Genomic DNA, 18,712 nt, shown 5'->3' with positions numbered 1-18,712 from the left:
GTGCGGACGAAACCCCTTCGTCCGCACGGCTGTTCCGGCATCTGGTCAGCTCGTCGCGTGCACCGCGTCGCGGATCCGACGGCGAGTTCACGCACCAGGCGGTCGTGGGTGTGGGCGTTACCGAAGACCCAGCCCGCACCGTGGATGTGGAGGATCAACGCCAGAGTGCCCTGGGCACCGGCCGGCTTGACGATGCGGGCCCGGACGCTGCCCGTCGGGCCACCCGGGACGGTGAACCACTCCTCGTCGATCGCCGGCTTCTCGACGTCGCCGGACTGCACCTCGTTGTCCCGTTCCCGGGCGGGGCGTTCCGGTGCCGCTGTTCGCCACGCTGATGTCACGACGAAGAGGCGCATTGCCCACGAGCGCACCACCGCTGTCCTCGCCGCGCACGGCAGAATTCCGGCCTCTCCGGTGCCATTCGGAGAATGGATGAGGGCACTGTGGGACCAAGGCACGTGCACTGGCAGGAAATCGCGGCGACATCGGTCCGCCTAACATGATGGCGAAGCAATCGCGGCCCCTGACGCACAGGGCCTGCCCTCGTCATTGAGGGCACGACAAGTGCCGATGGAATTCACTCGGTTCGACTCAAGCACACAGGCATTCGCGCATGAACTGAATCACCCTCGTCCACCACTGCCGACCATGACGTGAATCGAATTCGTTCGTCCCGGAGGGGTTTTCAAAGGATGTCAACAATGCCGATGGGTGGGCTGGTTCCGTGGCGGGTGATCCCCGGCCTCAACGACACCCATCTGCAGGTGATCCGCGAGTGCCTCACTTACGTACCGGAGCTGCGCCGGGACGGCGTGCGCAGCCTGCGGGCGGTCAAGGCGACGGCCGCAAGAAGCCCGACCCTGTGCGCTGCCCCTCGGCGGCCCACGGGCGAGGGGCGCTACGCCTGCTGGTCCGGGCGTCAGCTGTTCAGCAGTTCCTCCGCTTCGGCCGCCTTGGCCACGTTTCCCGCGGCGGCGAAGAGGTCGCGGGCCTCCGCGAGCACCGTGCGAGCCTGCGCGAAGTCCTGCTGATGGAGGAGAGCTTGGGCAAGTCCGAGGAGGGTCAGGCCCTGGAGATTCGGTATCGGGACTCCCGGACCGGCCGCCAGGGCTCTTCTGTAGGCCGAGGTGGCTTGCGCCCAGTCGCCGAGACGCGCGTGGGTCATGCCGAGGGCGCGCAAGGTGTTCGCCTCGATGTAGTCCGCGAGGTGCCGGTCCGGTGCCGAGTGGGGATCGGTCACGAGCGCGAGGACGTGACGCAGCCGGTCCAGCGCTTCGTGGGGCCGATCGAGCGCCAGCAGATCATGTGCGGTGCCGAGCAGCGCTTGCAGGCGGCCCGCCCTGTCGTCCACGTCCTCGAACAGCTCGGCTGCCTGATCGGCGTAGGACAGCGCTTCCTCGAGCCGTCCCCCGGTTGCGACGGCATGGGCCGCGTGGACCAGCGCCCATCCCTGCTGGGACTTGTTCCCTGTCTGCCGGGCCAGTGTCTCGGCCTGCAGCGCTCGCAGTTCGGAGCCTGCAGAGTCTCCCAGACACAGCTGGAGGGAACTGGCCAGATGGTTCAGTTGCGCGGCCTGCATGTGCGGGTCACCGAGCTCTTGGGCCGCGGCGTACGCCAGAGCGAAGACCTCCGGCCAGTGCCCCCAGAAGAGCCACCAGTGGGAGAACCAGTACAGGGAATCGGCGACGTCCACGACCGTACGGTGCCGGCCTTCCCGTGCCGCCTGCCGGAACGCGGTGAACCAGTTCTCCGCTTCGTCCTCCAGCCACTCGCGTGCCGCCTGTCGGCTGTCCGGCCCGGCCGAAGCACCGGAGGTGTCGGACGACCCGCCACGGGCCGGTTCGAACCACTGGCCGGCGACACGGGCCGTGTCCAGAAGCCAATCGTTCATACGACACCGGGCGGACCGTATGTCCTCGGCAGACTCTTCGTCGTGCAGCCGCTTGGTCGCGTACAGACGGATCAGGTCATGGAAGGCCGCCCGGTCACCCATGGCAGGAATGAGCAGACCGAGTTCGACGAGCTCATCCAGCAACCGCTCCGTCCGGTGGAGCGGAAGGCCGGTCAGGGCGGCCCCCAGAGCGCTGCCGAAGTCGGGACCCGGCACCAGCGCCAACCGTCGGAACAGCAGTTTCAGCTCGGGGGTGAGCTGGGCGTGGGACAGCGTGAACGCCGATTGGATGTGCAGGTCTCCGGCGGTGAGCCGGTCGAGCCGCAGCTCTTCGGCGGCGAGCCGGTCAGCCAGCTCACGAGCGCTCCACGCAGGGCGGCTGAGCAGCCGGTTGCCGGCGATGCGCAGGGCCAGCGGGAGGTGACCGCACTGCTCGGCGATCTCGCTCAGGGCCGTGTCGTCGACGTGGGTGGGAACGCCCTCGTCCCGGGTTCCGATGATCGCGCCGAGCATGCCGGTGGCGGAGGCGGCGGACAGCGGCTCGAGTTGGAGCCTTCTGGCGTGCTCGATCCCTGTGAGGGCGCGGCGACTGGTGACCCAGACGGTGCCCGCGCCCGCTCCGGGCAGGAGCGGGCGCACCTGCGCCTCGTGGGCGGCGTTGTCCAGAACGACGAGGGCCCGCTTGTCCCGCATCAACGTGCGGTACAGGGATTGACGCTCGTCGGTGTCGGCGGGGATGTCTCTCGTGCGTACGCCCAGTGCCTTCAGCAGCCGCAGAAGAACGTAGTGCGACGGGGCCGGTTCTGCGTCCAGGCCACGCAGGTCGATGAAGAAGCACCCATCGACGCACCGCTCGGTCATCTGCCAGGCGGCATGAACGGCCAGGGCGCTCTTGCCCAGGCCGGGCGCGCCGGAGACGACGGCGATCTGCCGCCGGTCCACGGAATCGGCAGTCCGGGTGAGCCACCTGGTTTCCGGTAGACGGCCCACGAAGTCGGGGATGTCGGGAGGCAGGCCGCACAGCCCGGGGGCCGGGTCCTTGAGACGGCGACGACCTGCACGAGCCGCCGCGAGCAACTCCGTTCTTTCGGCCTCTGCGAGGCCGAGCGCGGCTGCGATGGCTTCCATGGTGCCGGCCTGAGGGCCACGGCTGCGGCCGCGCTCGATGTCGCCGATCGCGCGGGCACTGACACCGGCACCGTCGGCGAGTTCCTCCAGGGTCATTCCGGCAGCGTGCCGCTGGCCACGCAACAGCGCTCCGAGGGACGGCCCCAGCGTTGTCACCCCAGCTCCTTGCTTCTCTGAACCGTCGGGGTATCGATCCTACGCACACCCGTTCGCCGTCGATCCCATGGTGCGGTACTGGCCGGGCCGAAGTTCTTCCCGTTGTTCTTCCTGGACTCCCGCCGGCGGCTCCGGTGTGATCGTTTCGCCACGTAGTACATCGGATCCCCTTACCGAGAGTGATCCGCTGAGGTCCCGCAGGAGGCCCCGTGCCTGTCGTTCTCTCCACCACGTCACTGTCCCCGGCCCAGCGCGCGGAGTGCTGGCACGAGGTGGTTTCGAGCTCCTTCATACCGCTCCGCGTCACTCTTCTCGAGCGTGAGCCTTCCGCGGGGACGATCACGAGCGCGCAGCTCGGAACCCCGCAGATATCCGTGGTGCGGGCCGGCCCGCAGGTGGTCACCCGCAGTCCACGTTTGATCGCCGAGGACGGCAAGGAGTGGATCACCGTGGCATTGCAGCAACGAGGGACCGCCGCGCTGGAACAGGACGGCAGAAACGTGGTACTGCGGCCCGGCGAGTTCGCCATCTCCGACTCCGGCCGGCCCTTCAGAAAGGAGCTGGTGGACGACTTCGTTTTCACGGCCTTTCATCTGCCTCGCGCCGAACTACGAGTGTCCGAGAAAGACCTGCGGACGCTCACCGCCACCGCCTTCTCCAGCAACAGCGGCAGCAGCGGTGTGGTGGCAACGTATTTGACGTCCCTGGCTCAGGGCATGGGGACGTTCGACGCATCCGTCAGACGCAGACTCGGCTTCATCGCCACGGACCTGTTGGCGATGCTCATCCAGGAGCGGTCCGGAAAACTGAACCCGCAGGCGCCGGAATCGGCTCACGCCATGCTGGTGCTCATCAAGGAATACATCGTGCGGAACCTATCCGATCCCGGTCTGTCACCGGAGGCGATCGCGGCCGCGCACCACGTGTCGGTCCGGTATCTCCACAAGCTCTTCGAGCATGAGGAGACCACCGTGAGCCGCTGGATCCTGCAGCAACGTCTGGAGAAGTGCAGGCGGGATCTGTCGCGGGCGACGAGGGTGGCTCCGACCATGGCGGCGGTCGCCCGGCACTGGGGTTTCGTGAGCCCCAGCCACTTCAGCCGCGCCTTCCGCACCGCGTACGGAATGTCGCCCCGCGAATGGCAGATGGCCCAGCGGACGCCCCACCCGCCTGTCGAAGATCAACCGGCATCCCGTGCGCTGGTGATCGGCGGGCGGACGCCCGACGCGGCCCATGCCTGCCACTCGCCGGGGGACATACCGTAGGCGTCCCGGAAGGCGCGGCTGAAGTGCGACGGGCTGCGTCTCCTCTGCCGTTTCCGCCTGAAGGAGTTCCATGACGAGCACGCAGAGGAGATCCACGGCGCTGCGGGCGAGCCGGTGACCGATCACCGATGGGTGGAATTCCGTCTCGGCGGCGAGCGCGGACAGAACGTCGGACACCAGCGCGCCCATGCCCTCGCCGCCCCGCACTGGCACACCCACGACACGGTCCAGGTCCGCCTCCGTAACGCCCACATAGCAGCGAGGTACACGGAAGAACGTCATCCGGCAGTCGTCGCCGAACTGCAGGAAATGACGTCGAGCCGGATCACAGAAAACCAGATCGTTCGACTCCAGGAAGACCTTGGTGCCACCAGCGACACGAGATGTCCGGGCGCATGTGTCATCACCGAGTCGGTCATGAGAACACCGACCGTGCCGTTCTTCGCTCTGGATGTCCGACCGAAATCCGGGGGAATCCGGGGGAATCCGGGGGAATCCGGGGTGTCGGACATCCTCGGCACGTTCCGCGACCGGACCGACTCAGTCGAAACGCAGGTCGGAGAGCTGCCGTTCGAGCGCGGTGACATCGTCGTCGGGCGCTGCGGCTGCCGGGCGGGCAGCCATGTGGGCGGCCATTTCGCGGCCCGCCCGCTGTATGCGCGCAGGCAAGCCCTCCGTGTACGCGTCGCCGCCGGATCCCCAGTCCTCGGACGCCGCGTACACCGCGGTGGGGACGACGACGGCCCGCAGGTAGGCGAAGAGCGGGCGCAGGGCATGCTCCAGGACCAGCGAGTGGCGGGCCGTGCCTCCCGTCGCCGCGACGAGGACCGGCTTCCCGGTGAGGGCATCCGGGTCGATCAGGTCGAAGAAGGACTTGAACAGTCCGCTGTAGGAGGCGGTGAACACAGGTGTCACGGCGATCAGACCGTCGGCGCCCGTCACCGCGTCGATCGCGGCGGCCAGTTGGGGCGGCGGGAATCCGGTCACGAGGTTGTTGGCGACGGCGACGGCCAGTGCACGCAGCTCGATGACGTCGATCTCCACGTCGTGGCCCTGAGCGTCGAGCTCACCGCGGACCGACTCGGCGAGACGGTCCGCGAGCAGGCGTGTGGAGGAGGGGCTGCTCAGCCCCGCGGACACGGCGACCAGCTTCATGCGGCCGTCACTCCCTTCGAGGACGCCTCGTCGGCGATCCGCGTCGCGTGCGTCGGGGCGTCCGGCACGTCGGCCGGCCGGCCGATCGCGAACTCCTTGCGCAGCACGGGCACGACCTCCTCACCGAGGATGTCGAGCTGTTCCAAGACGGTCTTCAGGGGCAGGCCCGCGTGATCCATCAGGAAGAGCTGGCGCTGGTAGTCGCCGACGGTCTCTCGGAAGGACAGCGTCCGCTCGATGACCTGCTGGGGAGAGCCCACCGTCAGCGGGGTCTGCTCGGTGAATTCCTCCAGCGACGGTCCGTGCCCGTAAACGGGCGCGTTGTCGAAGTAGGGGCGGAATTCGCGTACGGCGTCCTGCGAGTTCTTGCGCATGAAGACCTGCCCGCCGAGACCCACGATGGCCTGCTCGGGCCCGCCGTGACCGTGGTGGGCGTACCTCCGCCGGTACAGCTGGACCATGCGCCTCGTGTGCTCGGCCGGCCAGAAGATGTTGTTGTGGAAGAAGCCGTCACCGTAGAAGGCCGCCTGCTCGGCGATCTCCGGGGACCGGATGGATCCGTGCCAGACGAACGGCGGTACGCCGTCCAGCGGCCGGGGCGTGGAGGTGAAGCCTTGCAGCGGCGTGCGGAACGTGCCCTCCCAGTCGACGACGTCCTCGCGCCACAGTCGGCGCAGCAGGGCGTAGTTCTCCTTGGCGATGTTGAGGCCCTGCCGGATGTCCTGGCCGAACCACGGGTACACCGGACCGGTGTTGCCGCGCCCCATCATCAGATCGACCCGGCCGTCGGCCAGGTGCTGGAGCATCGCGTAATCCTCGGCGATCTTCACCGGGTCGTTGGTGGTGATCAGCGTCGTGGCGGTGGAAAGGATCAGCTTCTCGGTACGTGCGGCGATGTAGCCGAGCATGGTGGTGGGAGACGACGGTACGAACGGCGGGTTGTGGTGCTCGCCGGTCGCGAAGACGTCCAGGCCGACCTCCTCGGCCTTCAGCGCGATGGCGACCATCGCCTTGATGCGCTCGCGCTCCGACGGAGTACTGCCACTGGTCGGATCGCTCGTGACGTCGCCGACCGTGAAGATACCGAATTGCATGGGTTACTCATTTTCGCTCAGGCGTACGGGTCCCGGAACGCTAAGCGCCGAGCGCGCGGTCATGATGACTGTGAGTGCACAGGACTGTGCCCACCAGCGCCCGCCGGCATACGCGACCCCGGCGCCACCCACCGGTGGGCCGGGGAGGCATCAGGAAATGCCGCGTTCGTTCACCGTCACGCCCCAGTTCTTGAGGCTGCGCGCCGCCGGCCTCCGCACGTCATGTCGTCGGCCTCCACGAGGCAGTCGACGAGGGGCAGGAACTCCGTTCGATCTGCTTGCCATCGACGTGGGTACGGCTGCCGTCCGGGTCCTGACCGACGATGACGGCACAGCCCCCTCGAACACGGTCAGGCCCCACCAGCCGCAGCCACCGGTGGCGTGGCGCACCACAACCCATGCTCGTCCAGGACGTGCTCGACGGACTCGGAGCACGCCTGCTCCACCAGCGCGAACGTGGTCGGCCGGGACGGTGGCGCCGAGGTGCGGCCGACCCGGCCCTGACCGGGGGCCGGATACCGGCTCCCCGGCGCCTGCCGCCCTCAGCAGCAGCCACGGACAGCTGCCACCGCTGTCACTTCTCGTCGTCCTCCACTCGGCGCTCGCCCTCCGCCTGTGACGGCTGGGTGCGCGTCGCCTCGGGGTGCCGCTGCTCGGACGGATCCATGTCCTCTTCCAGCCGCTCGCCCTCGGCCTGCGACGGAGTGGGGTACTCCTCGTACTGCCTCATGGCCGCCTCCACAAGATCGGAACGAGTGCATACAATCGGAACGAGTGCATACAAAACGAGCGTAACGCTTCGGCCGGTCGGCGGCCCGGGCTGCGGGTGCCGCCCGGGCCGCCGGTCAGACCGGCTGCGCGTACCTCGTGGCGGGCCGCCGCAGAGCGAGCATGCCGCCGTTGCCGGGGACGACCGAGAGTGCGGTGGCCGTCCGATCCGGGCCGGCCTCGCGGGCCGCCGCGATGAGGACGATCAGATAGGCGCAGCCGTGCAGGGGCCGATCGCCGAGGCAACGGCCTGCGGGTGCAGCACGCTGACATTGATCAGCAGGGCCGCCAGGGAGACGAGTTCGACGGGTGCGGTGACCCGCAGGAGTCTGCTCGGTCGGTTCATGGCGAGGCTCCTGTGGTGGATCCGGGGCGGACGATCATCAGAACCGTCACGGTGGCCCACAGCAGGTTGAACACCCCTGTGTACATTGCCAGTTGGCCCGCGACCCGGCGGACGGCCGTGGCATCGTGGGCCGCGTCCGTGCCCTCGAGGGCGGAGGCTGTCGGGGGTGCAGGGTCCGCACCGTGGCGAGAGCCGCCGTCACCGGCAGTGTGTGACCGGGGCCCTCCACAGTCCGACGATCGCGTCGATCAGGCCGGTGGCGGCCTCATGCCAACTGGAGCGTGGGGTGGGGGTGTCCTCGGCAAGGGCGCGTTCACGCTCGGCGCAGGTGTGCACGATCAGCTGGCGGGCCATCGCGCCCCGCTCGACGTGGACGTCGGCCGGAAGTTCGGGCAGGCACCGGTTCAGCCCTTCCAGCGTCTGCCGCAGCGCCGGGGAGGTGAGCGACTCTTCGGCCATGATGTCCTGCAGCGCCGGGTCGGTCATCACCTGAGCACAGAACCGTGCGAACCAGGTGGGGCTGCCCACCGATGCCAGGTGTTCGGTGGTGGGCCGCACCAGGCAGGCCACCCAGTCCCCCAACTCCGACGAGTCACCGATCTCGGCGAGCATCCGCACACGTGCCTGCTCGATCTGCTCGGTGTGTTTCCGGGTGATCGCACGCACCAGGTCGGTTTTGGTGCCGAAGTGGTAGCCGACCGCGGCGTTGTTGCCCTGCTCCGCCGCTTCGCTGACCTGGCGGTTGGACACCGCATAGACACCGCGCTCGGCGAACAGCCGCTCCGCGGCCTGAAGGATCCGCTCTCTGGTCCCGCTGACCTGCTCGGCCCGCGCCGTCCTGCCTGCCATGATCACCACCTGACCGGGACTTCACTCAACCCTCCGACGACCAGTCCCTCGAGCCGACGCAGGTCTTCCGCCGCGACGGCGAGTTCCAGCGAGGGAAGCCGGCGCAGGAGCACCTCCAGAACGACCTGCAGTTCGGTGCGGGCCAGCGCCTGCCCCAGGCAGGAATGAGCCCCCGCACCGAACGCCAGATGAGCATTCGGACTGCGTCCGAGGTCCATCTCGTCGGCGCCGCCGAAAGCATTCCCGTCCCGGTTGGCCGCAGCCATGCTGCACACCACGGTGGTTCCGCGCGGCAGCACGGTTCCGGCCACCTCGGCATCTTCGCCGATGTAGCGCGGCATACCGAATCCCGGGTTGGCGTCAAAGCGCAGTGCCTCCTCCACCGCCGAACGCACCAGCGACCGGTCCTGCACCAGCTGCTCCCAGCGGCGCCGGTCGGCCAGCAGCATGGCCACCATCTTGCCGATCATGTTGGCCGTCGTCTCGTGCCCGGCGATCAGCAGCGCCTGACCGGTGGCCACCAGTTCCCGATCGGACAGTCCGCCGCCCTGGGCATCCGCGGAGTCCAGAAGGGAACTGAGCAGATCGTCGCTGGGCCGGGTCCGCTTCGCGGCGATGTGGCCGCTCATGTAGTCGGCGAACTCGGTCTGTGCCGCTGTGACTTCTTCCTGCGTGTAGCGGGTCAGGTTGAGCATGGTGTCGGACCAGTAGGCGAACTTGTCCCGGTCCGAGTCCGGGACGCCCAGCAGGTCGCAGATCACCCACACCGGCAGCGGGAACGCCAGCGCGGCCTTGAGGTCGGCGGGATGTCCGCGGTCGAGCATGTCGTCGATGAGCTGCTCGGTCATCACTTCGATTCCGGGGCGCAGGGCGCCCATGCGCTTGGCGGTGAACCACTTCACCACTGCCCGGCGCCACCGCTGATGTTCTTCGCCCGCCTGGGGGATGGCCGTGGCCAGGGAGTCGTTGAACACTCCCCCGGAGTCGCTGTCCGAGATCCGGGCCGCGTCGTCGGCGTTCAGGAGCCGGGTGAAGCGGGGGTCGGACAGTACCTGCTTGACGTCGTCGTACCGCGTCAGCAGGGACGCGCTGTCGCCGCTGGGCAGTGTCACCGTCGCCACCGGGCACTGCTGCCGGAGCCGCGCCCACTCTGCCGGCGGCTCCAAGGCCGTCGTGCTGGGAATCGGGTAGTTCAGCGCCTGCGGCCCGTCGCTCTGCTCCATCGCTGCCTCCTCGGTTCGGCCGTCTCCGAAGATCAGGCAACCTCGTCCGCCAACTTAAGTCAAGCACCTGATTTAATTTTGGCCGAGATGGTCACCCCCTGCCGGACGGAGGCTTTGCCGTGCCCGAAACCCCTTCCCGCCCGCCAGGGGCCTCGCTTACGGCGCCATGCCCTCACTTGATCACGGGGCCGTTCCCGTCTCCGAGACGGCCGCCGCGAACAGCCTCAACACCGTGATACGCGCCATCGGCACCCCGGCCTCGGCCACCGGCACCGCCGGCCCCACCGGCCACGGCATCTGATCCGCGCGAAATTGATGTCATTCACCGGTCACATTCCTGCGACGCGGCACGTCAAGGCAGTGAGGAACGCAAGACACCGGCCGGAGCAGGCCCGCACCGGCAGCCGCGTGGTCGGAGCACTACTGATGTCCACCACCTACGTCGTCGTCACCGTCCTGGCCGCCGCCATGGCGGGCTTCTCGGCCGCCTCCCTCTTCTTCCGCGCCAAGTGGGTCGTGCAGCCCTTGGCCGACTACGGCATCCCCCGCTCGTGGTGGTTCTGGCTCGGTACCGCCAAAGCCGCGGGGGCGGCGGGCCTGCTGGTCGGCCTGATCCTGCCGGTTGTCGGCGTGATGGCCGGGATCAGCCTGGTGCTGTATTTCGCCGGTGCTGTCGTCACCGTCGCCCGGGCGCGCTGGTACTCGCACATCCCGTTCCCGCTGCTGTACGCGGCGCCGGTGGTCGGCGCCCTGGTGCTCGGGTTCACCGCCTGAGCACCGTCCCGGCCCCGTAAACCGGAGCGAAGAACCTGCCGGTGAGCTACTCCCCGAAGAAGCTCGGGTTCTTCCCGGATCCCGAAAGTAAGGGCTGTCCCGTAATCCCTGGTGGATCAGCGCACGGCGTCAGATGCACTGCGTTCGCTGCGCTCACTCCGTCTCGGCTCTTCATTCGCTGTACGGATGCCGAGCTGCATCGCAAGGCGGAGGGACGTCCGGATACTGGGTGTATCCGGATGTTCCGACAACGCGGCGTGGGGGCACCTCCCAGCGTTAGCTGGGGGAGTGCCGTAGCTGTCGTCGTGCGCCCGCCAGGGATTACGGGACAGCCCTTAGGCGCCTGAATCGGGCTTTGCCCGTCAGGCGCCCTTCGCGTCGTTCACGCGCGCTTCCTCCGGATTCCCACGTATTCGACGAACAGTGGAACTCACTCCCTCCCTCCTGAAACTTCTCGCTGCGCGGTTCCGTGCACCGTGACCGACGCGTACTCACCGGTGCGAGTGACCTTGTGCTCCGGTTGGCGTCGGTGCTTCTGCGGGGCGGCCGAATCGGTGCTGGGCTGGCGTCACAAGCCGTGCACCGGCTGACTTTGGTGTGCCCTTGTGCCTCTTCCGCATCAACTTCCGCCTCGGCGTGCCAGGAGCCGAATTCGCCTGCGTGCGAAGCCGTCCGACGCTCCTCAAGCACTCGAAGCTCCCGTGAAGGAGAGAAGTGACCACTATCTCAGCGCGCCCTACGGCCGCCCCGGATATCGAGCAGCTTCCGGAGCCGCCACTGCGCAGATCCAGGGAAATCCAGGGCAACATCCTGGCCGCGTTCAACAAGGACTACATGGCGTTCCGCTATGTGCGCTTCCCCGACGACAAGGGCGCGGGTGGCCGCGGCTGGCTGTCCGTCATGCTGAACACCGTCTCGGTGACCGCCGCGGTCGAGGACTTCAATGAGGAGTTCTCGCTTTCCCGCCGAGCCTATGGCCAGGATCCGTCCATCACTGCCACCTGGGTCGGGGTGTCCTTGACTTTCGAGGGCCTGCTCCAGGTCGCCCGCGAGCCCGACAAGGTGAAACAGGATCTGACGCCGTTCGGATCGTTCGTGAAGGGCGCGGCCGGAATGGCCGCAAGCCTCGCCGACGACGGTACGAGCGCCCCCGAGAACTGGCTTTTCGGCTCGGACCGGACCGGCGTACACGCCGTACTGCTCGTCGCCGCGGACACGGAGGAGGCGCTCAACGAAAAGCTCCAGAACATCACCGCGGCGGATTCGGCGCACGGTGTGACGCTGGTCCATCAGGATGACGGCCGTACCCTGACCGGCGACCTGCGCGGGCACGAGCACTTCGGGTACAAGGACGGCATCTCCCAGCCGGGAGTCAAGGAATTCCACCGCGAGGACCGGGACAACCCCGGTTTCCGGGAGAACCGCGCGGGGGCCGTCTTGGTCGAGCCCGGTGAATTCGTCTTCGGTCACAAGAGTGAGAGCGGAAACCCGCCCGAGGGACCCAAGTGGCTGGACAACGGCTCTCTTCAGGTGGTGCGCCGGCTGCGGCAGGACGTCGCCGGCTGGAATGACGCAGTGGTACGCGAGGCGGGCAAGTTCCGGCCGAACGGCATCTCCCCCGAGCTGCTGGGCGCGTGTCTGGTCGGTCGGATGAAAGACGGCACGCCCCTCGCGCAGGGCGAAAACCCGGTGACCGGGGTCGGTCCCGGGCGCAATGACTTCACCTACGAGAACGACGGGCAGGGGAAACTGACCCCGTGCGCCGCGCATATCCGCAGAACGACTCCTCGCCACTTCGAGCCCACCCAGCGTCACCGCATCATGCGCCGCGGCATTCCGTACGGTCCCGCGTACACGGGGGGCAATGACGACACGGACCGCGGCCTGATGTTTGTGTGCTACGGCACCTCGCTCGAGCGACAGTTCGAGTTCGTACAGCGGATCTGGTCGAACAACCCCAATTTCGTGCCCGGAACGAGTGGTGCGCCCAACGGCATCGACAAGGTGACCGGCACCATCAAACAGGGCGATCCCGGCAGCCCGGACGCCCGCATCGTGCTGGCCGACGGGAGGGCACCGTGTCGATGGACCGGTTCGTGCAGACCACCGGTGCGGTGTACGCCTTCACGCCCTCGATCACCACGCTGCGGCGGCTCGCCGCGAACCAGTCCCTGCACGAGGAGGCCTGAGCCGCCATGGACGACACCCGCCATGACATCCGCGGTGAGCACACCGGAGTCGAGCGCGCCAACGAGAAGACCTATCAGCAGCTCGCCCGTGAACTCCTGCTGGTCGGCCCCGAGCCGGCCAATGAGGACCTCAAGCTGCGCTACCTCGACGTTCTGATCGACAAGGGGCTGGAGCGCCCCGTCGCACCCAAGCGCATCCTGATCGTCGGAGCGGGCATCGCCGGCCTGGTCGCCGGCGATCTGCTGACCCGCGCCGGGCACGATGTGACGATCCTGGAGGCCAACGCCAACCGGGTCGGCGGCCGGATCAAGACCTTCCACGCCAAGAAGGGCGAGCCGCCGCCCTTCACCGACCCCGCGCAGTACGCGGAAGCCGGGGCGATGCGCCTGCCCAGCTTCCATCCGCTGACCCTGGCGCTGATCGACAAACTCGGCCTGAAGCGGCGGCTGTTCTTCAACGTCGACATCGATCCGGCGACGGGTAATCAGACTGTTCCCGTACCGCCGGTGGTCTACAAGTCGTTCAAGGACGGCAAGATCTGGACGAACGGCGACCCCAGTCCCGAGTTCCGGGAGCCGGACAAGCGCAACCACGCCTGGATCCGTACCAATCGCGCGCAGGCACGGCGCGGCCAGTACGCCAAGGACCCGTCCCAGCTCAACGAGGGCTTCCACCTCACCGGCTGCGAGTCGCGGCTGACCGTCGCCGAAATGGTCAACCAGGCCCTGGAGCCGGTGCGCGACTACTACTCCGTACTCCAGAGCAACGGGAAGCGGATCAACAAGCCCTTCAAGGAGTGGCTGGACGGCTGGGCCGGGGTCGTCCGCGACTTCGACGGCTATTCGATGGGCCGCTTCCTGCGCGAGTACGCCGGGTTCAGCGATGAGGCCATCGAGGCGATCGGCACGATCGAGAACATGACCTCGCGGCTGCACCTCGCGTTCTTCCACAGCTTCCTGGGCCGCAGCGACATCGACCCCACCGCCACGTACTGGGAGATCGAGGGCGGCAGCCGGAAGCTTCCGGAGACGCTCGCCAAGGATCTGCGGGACCAGATCGTGATGGGCCAGCGGATGGTCCGGCTGGAGTACTACGACCCGGGCCGCGACGGCCATCAGGGCGGGCTCGCCGGACCGGGTGGCCCCGCCGTCGCCATCCAGACCGTGCCCGAGGGCGACCCGTACGGAGAGGTGCAGACCTGGACCGGTGACCTGGCGATCGTCACCATCCCCTTCTCCAGCCTGCGGTTCACGACCGTGACCCCGCCGTTCTCGTACAAGAAGCGCCGCGCCATCATCGAAACGCACTACGACCAGGCCACCAAGGTGCTCCTGGAATTCTCGCGCCGCTGGTGGGAGTTCACCGAGGAGGACTGGAAGCGGGAGCTCGACGCCATCGCGCCCGGTCTGTACGAGTACTACCAGCAGTGGGGCGAGGACGACGCCGAGGCCGCGGTGGCCATGCCGCAGAGCCTGCGGAGCCTGCCCACCGGACTGCTCGGCGCCCATCCGAGCGTGGACGAGAAGGAGATCAGCCAGAAGCAGGTGGAGTACTACCGCAACTCCTCGCTGCGCGGCGGTGTGCGGCCGGCTACCAACGCCTACGGCGGCGGTTCCGCCACCGACAACCCCAACCGCTTCATGTACTACCCCTCCCACCCCGTCCCCGGCAGCCCCGGAGGCGTGGTGCTGGCCGGCTACTCCTGGTCGGACGACGCCGCGCGCTGGGACTCCTTCGAGGACGCCGAGCGCTACGGCTACGCGCTGCGCAACCTCCAGTCGGTGCACGGCCGCCGTATCGAGGTCTTCTACACCGGTGCCGGCCAGACCCAGAGCTGGCTGCGCGACCCGTACGCCTGCGGTGAGGCCGCCGTCTACACCCCGCATCAGATGACCAGCTTCCACCTTGATGTGGTGCGGGCCGAGGGGCCGGTGCACTTCGCCGGTGAGCATGTGTCGCTCAAGCACGCCTGGATCGAAGGAGCGGTGGAGACGGCCGTACGTGCCGCCATCGCCGTCAACGAGGCTCCCGCGGTGGACGAGAGCGCCATTGCCGCGCGGGCCGCGGCGCCCCGCGAGCGCCGGTTCGCCGCCGCATCGTCGGACCAGCCGCGAGAGGACGTGCTGACGTCATGACCACATCCCAGACCTGCACCGTCGCCGAGTACCTTGCGCTCAGGCTGGAAGAGCTCGGCATCACCCATCTGTTCGGCGTTCCGGGCGACCACCTGGGCCCGTTCCTGTCGACCCTGCACGAGAAGACCAAGGTGCGCTGGGTGGGCACCCCCACCGAGGGAGGCGCCGGCCAGGCCGCGGACGCGTATGCGCGGGTGAAGGTCGCCGACGCGGAGATCGCGCTCGGCGAGCAGGGCATCGGCGCGGTCGCGGTCACCTACAGCGTGGGCGCGTTCAACCTGCTCAATGCGATCGGCGGCGCCTTCGCCGAGTACGTACCGCTGATCGCCATCAACGCCGCTCCCTCGTACGAGCAGTGGCTCAACCAGCAGGCGATCGGCCTGCTCACCTCGCACATGTCCCAGCGCCCGACCAGCAACCTGGACGTCTACCGCCAGGTGACGGTGGACGCCCAGGCCATCTCCAACCCGGGCCTGGCCCCCATCCAGATCGACAGCGCGATCATCGCGTGCCTCTCCCACCGCCGGCCGGTCTATCTGGAGGTCATGGAGGACGTCTGGGGGGCGCGGTGTCCGGCACCGCGCGGTCGTCTGACGCGGCGGGAGCGGCCCGTAACGGAGCGGAACAAGCGCCTGCTCGAGGAGGCGGTCACCGCGACCGTGGACCTCGTCCGGAGCTACGGCAACCCGATCCTGTGGGCCGGCGAGGAGATCGACCGCTTCCGGCTGTCCGACGAGTTCGAGAAGCTGGTACGCGACACCCGCATCCCGTTCTGCACCACCGTCGGTGCCAAATCCGTCGTCTCGGAGTACACCCCAGGCTTCTCCGGGGTCTACAACGGCAAGGCCAGCAATCCGGATGTGGCCGAGGTCTTCCACAACGCAGGCTGCCGCATCGGGCTGGGATCGTGGGCGACCTCGAAGAACCTCGGCGGCAAGCGGTCGATCGGCGACGACTGGGCGGTCGCCGCCCATGAAGGCGTGCGTGTCGGCGCCTCGTACTTCCCCGATGTACAGCTCGCCGAGTTCATCCCCGCGCTACGGGAACGCCTGGTCACCGAGTTCGGAAGCGGTGCCTTCGCCGCGGACTACTTCGCCCGTGCGCACGACGAGGGCCTCGACGTCCCTGACAGCACCGCCGCCTACCTGGACTCCCAGAGCGGCGGGCCGTACCCGGAGAGCATGACGTACGACAGCTTCTTCCGGCACATCAACGCCTTCCTCGAATCGCAGACCAGCGAGCCCCCGGGCGAGCCCGGCAACCCGTTCACCGTGGTGTGCGACGCCGCGTTCGCGCTGATCGGCTCGATGAATCTGCGGATGGCGGAGCGCGCCTCGTACGTGGCGCAGAACAGCTGGCTGTCCATCGGCTACTCGGTCGGCGCGGCCACCGGGGTGGCGCTCGGCCGGCGCCATGCGGGAAAGCGCCCGATGGTCTTCGTCGGCGACGGCTCGTTCCAGGAGACGTGCCAGGAGATGTCCACCCATGTACGGCACGGTCTGCGCCCGGTGGTGTTCGTCCTGGACAACGAGGCCTTCTACGGCATCGAGCAGATGCTCGTCCACCCCTGCTACTACCAGGACGGGAGACCCCGCTCCGACGGCGCCGAGTTCTACAACGAACTGCACCCCTGGCGGTACGAGAAGCTCGCGGAGGTCTTCGGCTCCACCAAGCACCCGATGAACGGCTTCGCCGTCCGAAAGCACGACGAACTCGCCGCCCTGCTCAAGCGGATCGCCGAGCCCACCGACGCGATCAACCAGGGCCCGATCGTCGTACGGACGCAGTTCAAGCGGCACGACTATCCCGAGGCGCTCAAGTACAAGATCGCCGAGAACTGTCCGCCGCCCGGTGGCGCACCGTCGGAAGGGAACGTGGGATGACCAGCGCGAACAAAAAGCGGTCCGCGGCGACGGGCACCACCGTCGACGGCTCCGCGAAGGCGCTCCGGCACGCCATGAGCGGTCTGTCCGGGCCGGAGGCCACCGGCTGGACCGGCACCGTACGGCCCGCGGGAACCCCGGGCGAGGGCGCGAAGGTGCTGATCCTGGGCGCCGGCGTCGCGGGCCTGACGGCCGCCTACGAACTGAGCATGCTCGGCTACCGGGTCACCGTCCTGGAAGCACAGGATCGCGTGGGCGGGCGCAACCGCACCGCGCGCAGGGGCGACAAGCTCCACGAGATCGATGATCACGGTGCCGTCACCCACACGCACACCTGCGCATTCGACGACGGCCTGTACCTCAACCTCGGGCCCGGCCGGATCCCGTACCACCATCGCCGGGTGCTCAAGTACTGCCGTGACTTCGGGGTGGAGCTGGAGCCGTACGTCATGGAGACCACGGCGAACCGCGTCCGCCCGCCGCATGCCGAGGTGACCTGGGCCAACCGGCGGGTGGCGAACGACACCCGCGGCCACCTCGCGGCCAAGCTCGCCGAGACGCTGGTCAGCACGGACACCTTCACCGGTGAACTCCGCGATCTGCTGCGGGTGTTCGGCGCGCTCGACGCGAACGGCAAGTACCGCGGCTCCACCCGCTCCGGTTATCTGGACAGACCCGAGATCGAGGAGTGGCCCGTACCGGCCCCGGCGCTGTCCTTCGAGGACCTGGTGAACTCGGGCTTCTGGAAAGCCCGTTTCTACCAGCCGGTCGACTATCTGTGGCAGGCCACGATGTTCCAGCCGGTCGGCGGCATGGACCACATCGTCAAGGCGCTGGCACGCGAGGCCAAACGGGCCGGCGCGAAATTCGTGCTGGGCGCCGAGGTCCGTGAGATCGAGATCGATCCGCGCGGCCTCGGGGTCACCCTCACGTACCGCAAGGGCGACGACGAGTTCCATGACGACGCCCGCTACTGCGTCAGCAACATCCCGGTCCCGGTGCTCCGCAAGATCAAACTGAACCGCTTCTCGGACCCCTTCGAGCAGGCGATCCGCCTCGTGGAGTTCGAGAAGACCTGCAAGGTCGGCTGGCAGGCGAACCGCCGCTTCTGGGAGGGCGACCTCGGCGGAGTGGACGACACCGAGGGGATCTACGGCGGCATCAGCTGGACCGGCCACAACATCACCCAGCTGTGGTACCCGTCCAACGACTACTTCTCCGACAAGGGCACCCTGACCGGCGCCTACAACTTCGAGGGCGCGGCCGACACCCTCGGGAAGCTCTCTCCGGACAAGCGCCTGCGGCTGGCCCGCGACGGCGCCATCGAGCTGCACCCGGAATTCGCGGACAGAAAGCTCGTACCCGATGAGAAGGGCGTCTCCATCGCCTGGCACAAAGTGCCCTACCAACTGGGTGGATGGGCAGCGTGGAAGCCGGAGAAAGAAAGCCACAAGAGCGCGTACAAGCAACTGCTCCAGCCCGAGGGCACCGACGCGTTCTTCGTCACCGGCGACCAGATCTCGCCACTGCCCGGCTGGCAGGAGGGCGCCATGATGTCGGCCCACTACGTCGTCCAGCAGATCCTGGGCATCATGCCCCTGAGTGCGCCCGAGGAGATCGCCGTACCCGACTCGGTCGCGCTGACGCAGGGTCTGTTCTGAGGGGTTCCGACGGCTCCGACGAGTTCCGACGCGGTCTGACGGGCTCCGACGAGTTCTGACGGGCCGGGGGGCGATCCCCCGGCAGGGGGCCGGTTCGGCGGCACCTTCGGCGGCATCCAGGATTTCGGCGGTAATCAGGATGCGGTCATGGCCGACCCGGCCCCTCCTCCGGCTTCCGTACGATCACCCCTCAC

At 68.1% G+C, this 18,712-nt stretch carries 13 protein-coding genes and 3 pseudogenes; 7 read left to right on the top strand and 9 right to left on the bottom strand.

The features are described 5' to 3' along the window. Positions 1 to 71: 71 nt before the first annotated feature. Together KI385_RS38575 and KI385_RS38570 are read right to left on the bottom strand one after the other, a co-directional pair. Positions 72 to 356: pseudogene (locus KI385_RS38575) on the bottom strand (hypothetical protein); the annotation flags it as partial. 563 nt (positions 357 to 919) lie between these two features. Then, positions 920 to 3,175, bottom strand: a complete 2,256-nt coding sequence (locus KI385_RS38570) for a helix-turn-helix domain-containing protein (RefSeq protein WP_238576669.1) — start codon at positions 3,173 to 3,175, stop codon at positions 920 to 922. 209 nt (positions 3,176 to 3,384) lie between these two features. On the opposite strand from KI385_RS38570, the gene KI385_RS38565 reads away from it, so the two are divergent. Then, a complete protein-coding gene (locus KI385_RS38565) occupies positions 3,385 to 4,440 on the top strand; it encodes an AraC-like ligand-binding domain-containing protein (protein ID WP_238576668.1) in 1,056 nt (351 codons plus the stop codon). A gap of 96 nt (positions 4,441 to 4,536) precedes the next feature. On the opposite strand, the pseudogene KI385_RS44740 reads toward KI385_RS38565, so the two are convergent. The 7 genes and pseudogenes from KI385_RS44740 to KI385_RS38530 form a co-directional block, all read right to left on the bottom strand. Beyond that, positions 4,537 to 4,893: pseudogene (locus KI385_RS44740) on the bottom strand (AraC-like ligand-binding domain-containing protein); the annotation flags it as partial. Between the two features lie 87 nt (positions 4,894 to 4,980). Then, positions 4,981 to 5,595 (bottom strand): FMN reductase, encoded by a 615-nt coding sequence (locus KI385_RS38555; protein WP_238576667.1) that lies wholly within the window; start codon positions 5,593 to 5,595, stop codon positions 4,981 to 4,983. Further along, positions 5,592 to 6,689: an LLM class flavin-dependent oxidoreductase gene (locus KI385_RS38550; protein WP_238576666.1), complete on the bottom strand. Its 1,098-nt coding sequence runs from the start codon at positions 6,687 to 6,689 to the stop codon at positions 5,592 to 5,594. Before KI385_RS38550 ends, KI385_RS38555 begins: the two co-directional genes overlap by 4 nt. Positions 6,690 to 7,263: 574 nt before the next feature. Continuing rightward, positions 7,264 to 7,419, bottom strand: a complete 156-nt coding sequence (locus KI385_RS38545; RefSeq protein ID WP_238576665.1) for a hypothetical protein — start codon at positions 7,417 to 7,419, stop codon at positions 7,264 to 7,266. A gap of 243 nt (positions 7,420 to 7,662) precedes the next feature. Then, positions 7,663 to 7,803, bottom strand: coding sequence for a hypothetical protein (locus tag KI385_RS38540; RefSeq protein ID WP_238576664.1), 141 nt, complete (start codon positions 7,801 to 7,803; stop codon positions 7,663 to 7,665). Between the two features lie 198 nt (positions 7,804 to 8,001). Beyond that, positions 8,002 to 8,652, bottom strand: a complete 651-nt coding sequence (locus KI385_RS38535; RefSeq protein ID WP_238576663.1) for a TetR/AcrR family transcriptional regulator — start codon at positions 8,650 to 8,652, stop codon at positions 8,002 to 8,004. A gap of 2 nt (positions 8,653 to 8,654) precedes the next feature. Further along, the gene (locus KI385_RS38530) at positions 8,655 to 9,875 is read right to left on the bottom strand and encodes a cytochrome P450 (protein WP_238576662.1); all 1,221 of its coding nucleotides are present in this window, start codon (positions 9,873 to 9,875) and stop codon (positions 8,655 to 8,657) included. A 166-nt stretch (positions 9,876 to 10,041) separates the two neighbouring features. On the opposite strand from KI385_RS38530, the gene KI385_RS44045 reads away from it, so the two are divergent. The 6 genes and pseudogenes from KI385_RS44045 (at position 10,042) to KI385_RS38505 (ending at position 18,518) form a co-directional block, all read left to right on the top strand. Then, the gene (locus KI385_RS44045) at positions 10,042 to 10,176 is read left to right on the top strand and encodes a hypothetical protein (RefSeq protein WP_281066946.1); all 135 of its coding nucleotides are present in this window, start codon (positions 10,042 to 10,044) and stop codon (positions 10,174 to 10,176) included. Between the two features lie 125 nt (positions 10,177 to 10,301). Next, a complete protein-coding gene (locus KI385_RS38525; RefSeq protein WP_238576661.1) occupies positions 10,302 to 10,649 on the top strand; it encodes a DoxX family protein in 348 nt (115 codons plus the stop codon). Between the two features lie 714 nt (positions 10,650 to 11,363). Continuing rightward, positions 11,364 to 12,644, top strand: a pseudogene (locus KI385_RS38520) (Dyp-type peroxidase); the annotation flags it as partial. A 200-nt stretch (positions 12,645 to 12,844) separates the two neighbouring features. Beyond that, the gene (locus KI385_RS38515; RefSeq protein ID WP_238576660.1) at positions 12,845 to 14,974 is read left to right on the top strand and encodes a flavin monoamine oxidase family protein; all 2,130 of its coding nucleotides are present in this window, start codon (positions 12,845 to 12,847) and stop codon (positions 14,972 to 14,974) included. After that, positions 14,971 to 16,857: an alpha-keto acid decarboxylase family protein gene (locus tag KI385_RS38510; RefSeq protein WP_238576659.1), complete on the top strand. Its 1,887-nt coding sequence runs from the start codon at positions 14,971 to 14,973 to the stop codon at positions 16,855 to 16,857. Before KI385_RS38515 ends, KI385_RS38510 begins: the two co-directional genes overlap by 4 nt. Then, complete coding sequence (locus KI385_RS38505; protein ID WP_238576658.1) at positions 16,854 to 18,518, top strand: flavin monoamine oxidase family protein; 1,665 nt, start codon at positions 16,854 to 16,856, stop codon at positions 18,516 to 18,518. Before KI385_RS38510 ends, KI385_RS38505 begins: the two co-directional genes overlap by 4 nt. The last annotated feature ends 194 nt before the right edge of the window (positions 18,519 to 18,712 follow it).

The organism is Streptomyces inhibens, assembly GCF_022221585.1.
In the GTDB taxonomy this organism is placed as follows: domain Bacteria; phylum Actinomycetota; class Actinomycetes; order Streptomycetales; family Streptomycetaceae; genus Streptomyces; species Streptomyces inhibens.
The sequence above is the reverse complement of the archived record's forward strand: the minus strand, read 5'-3'. Positions and strand labels throughout refer to the sequence as shown.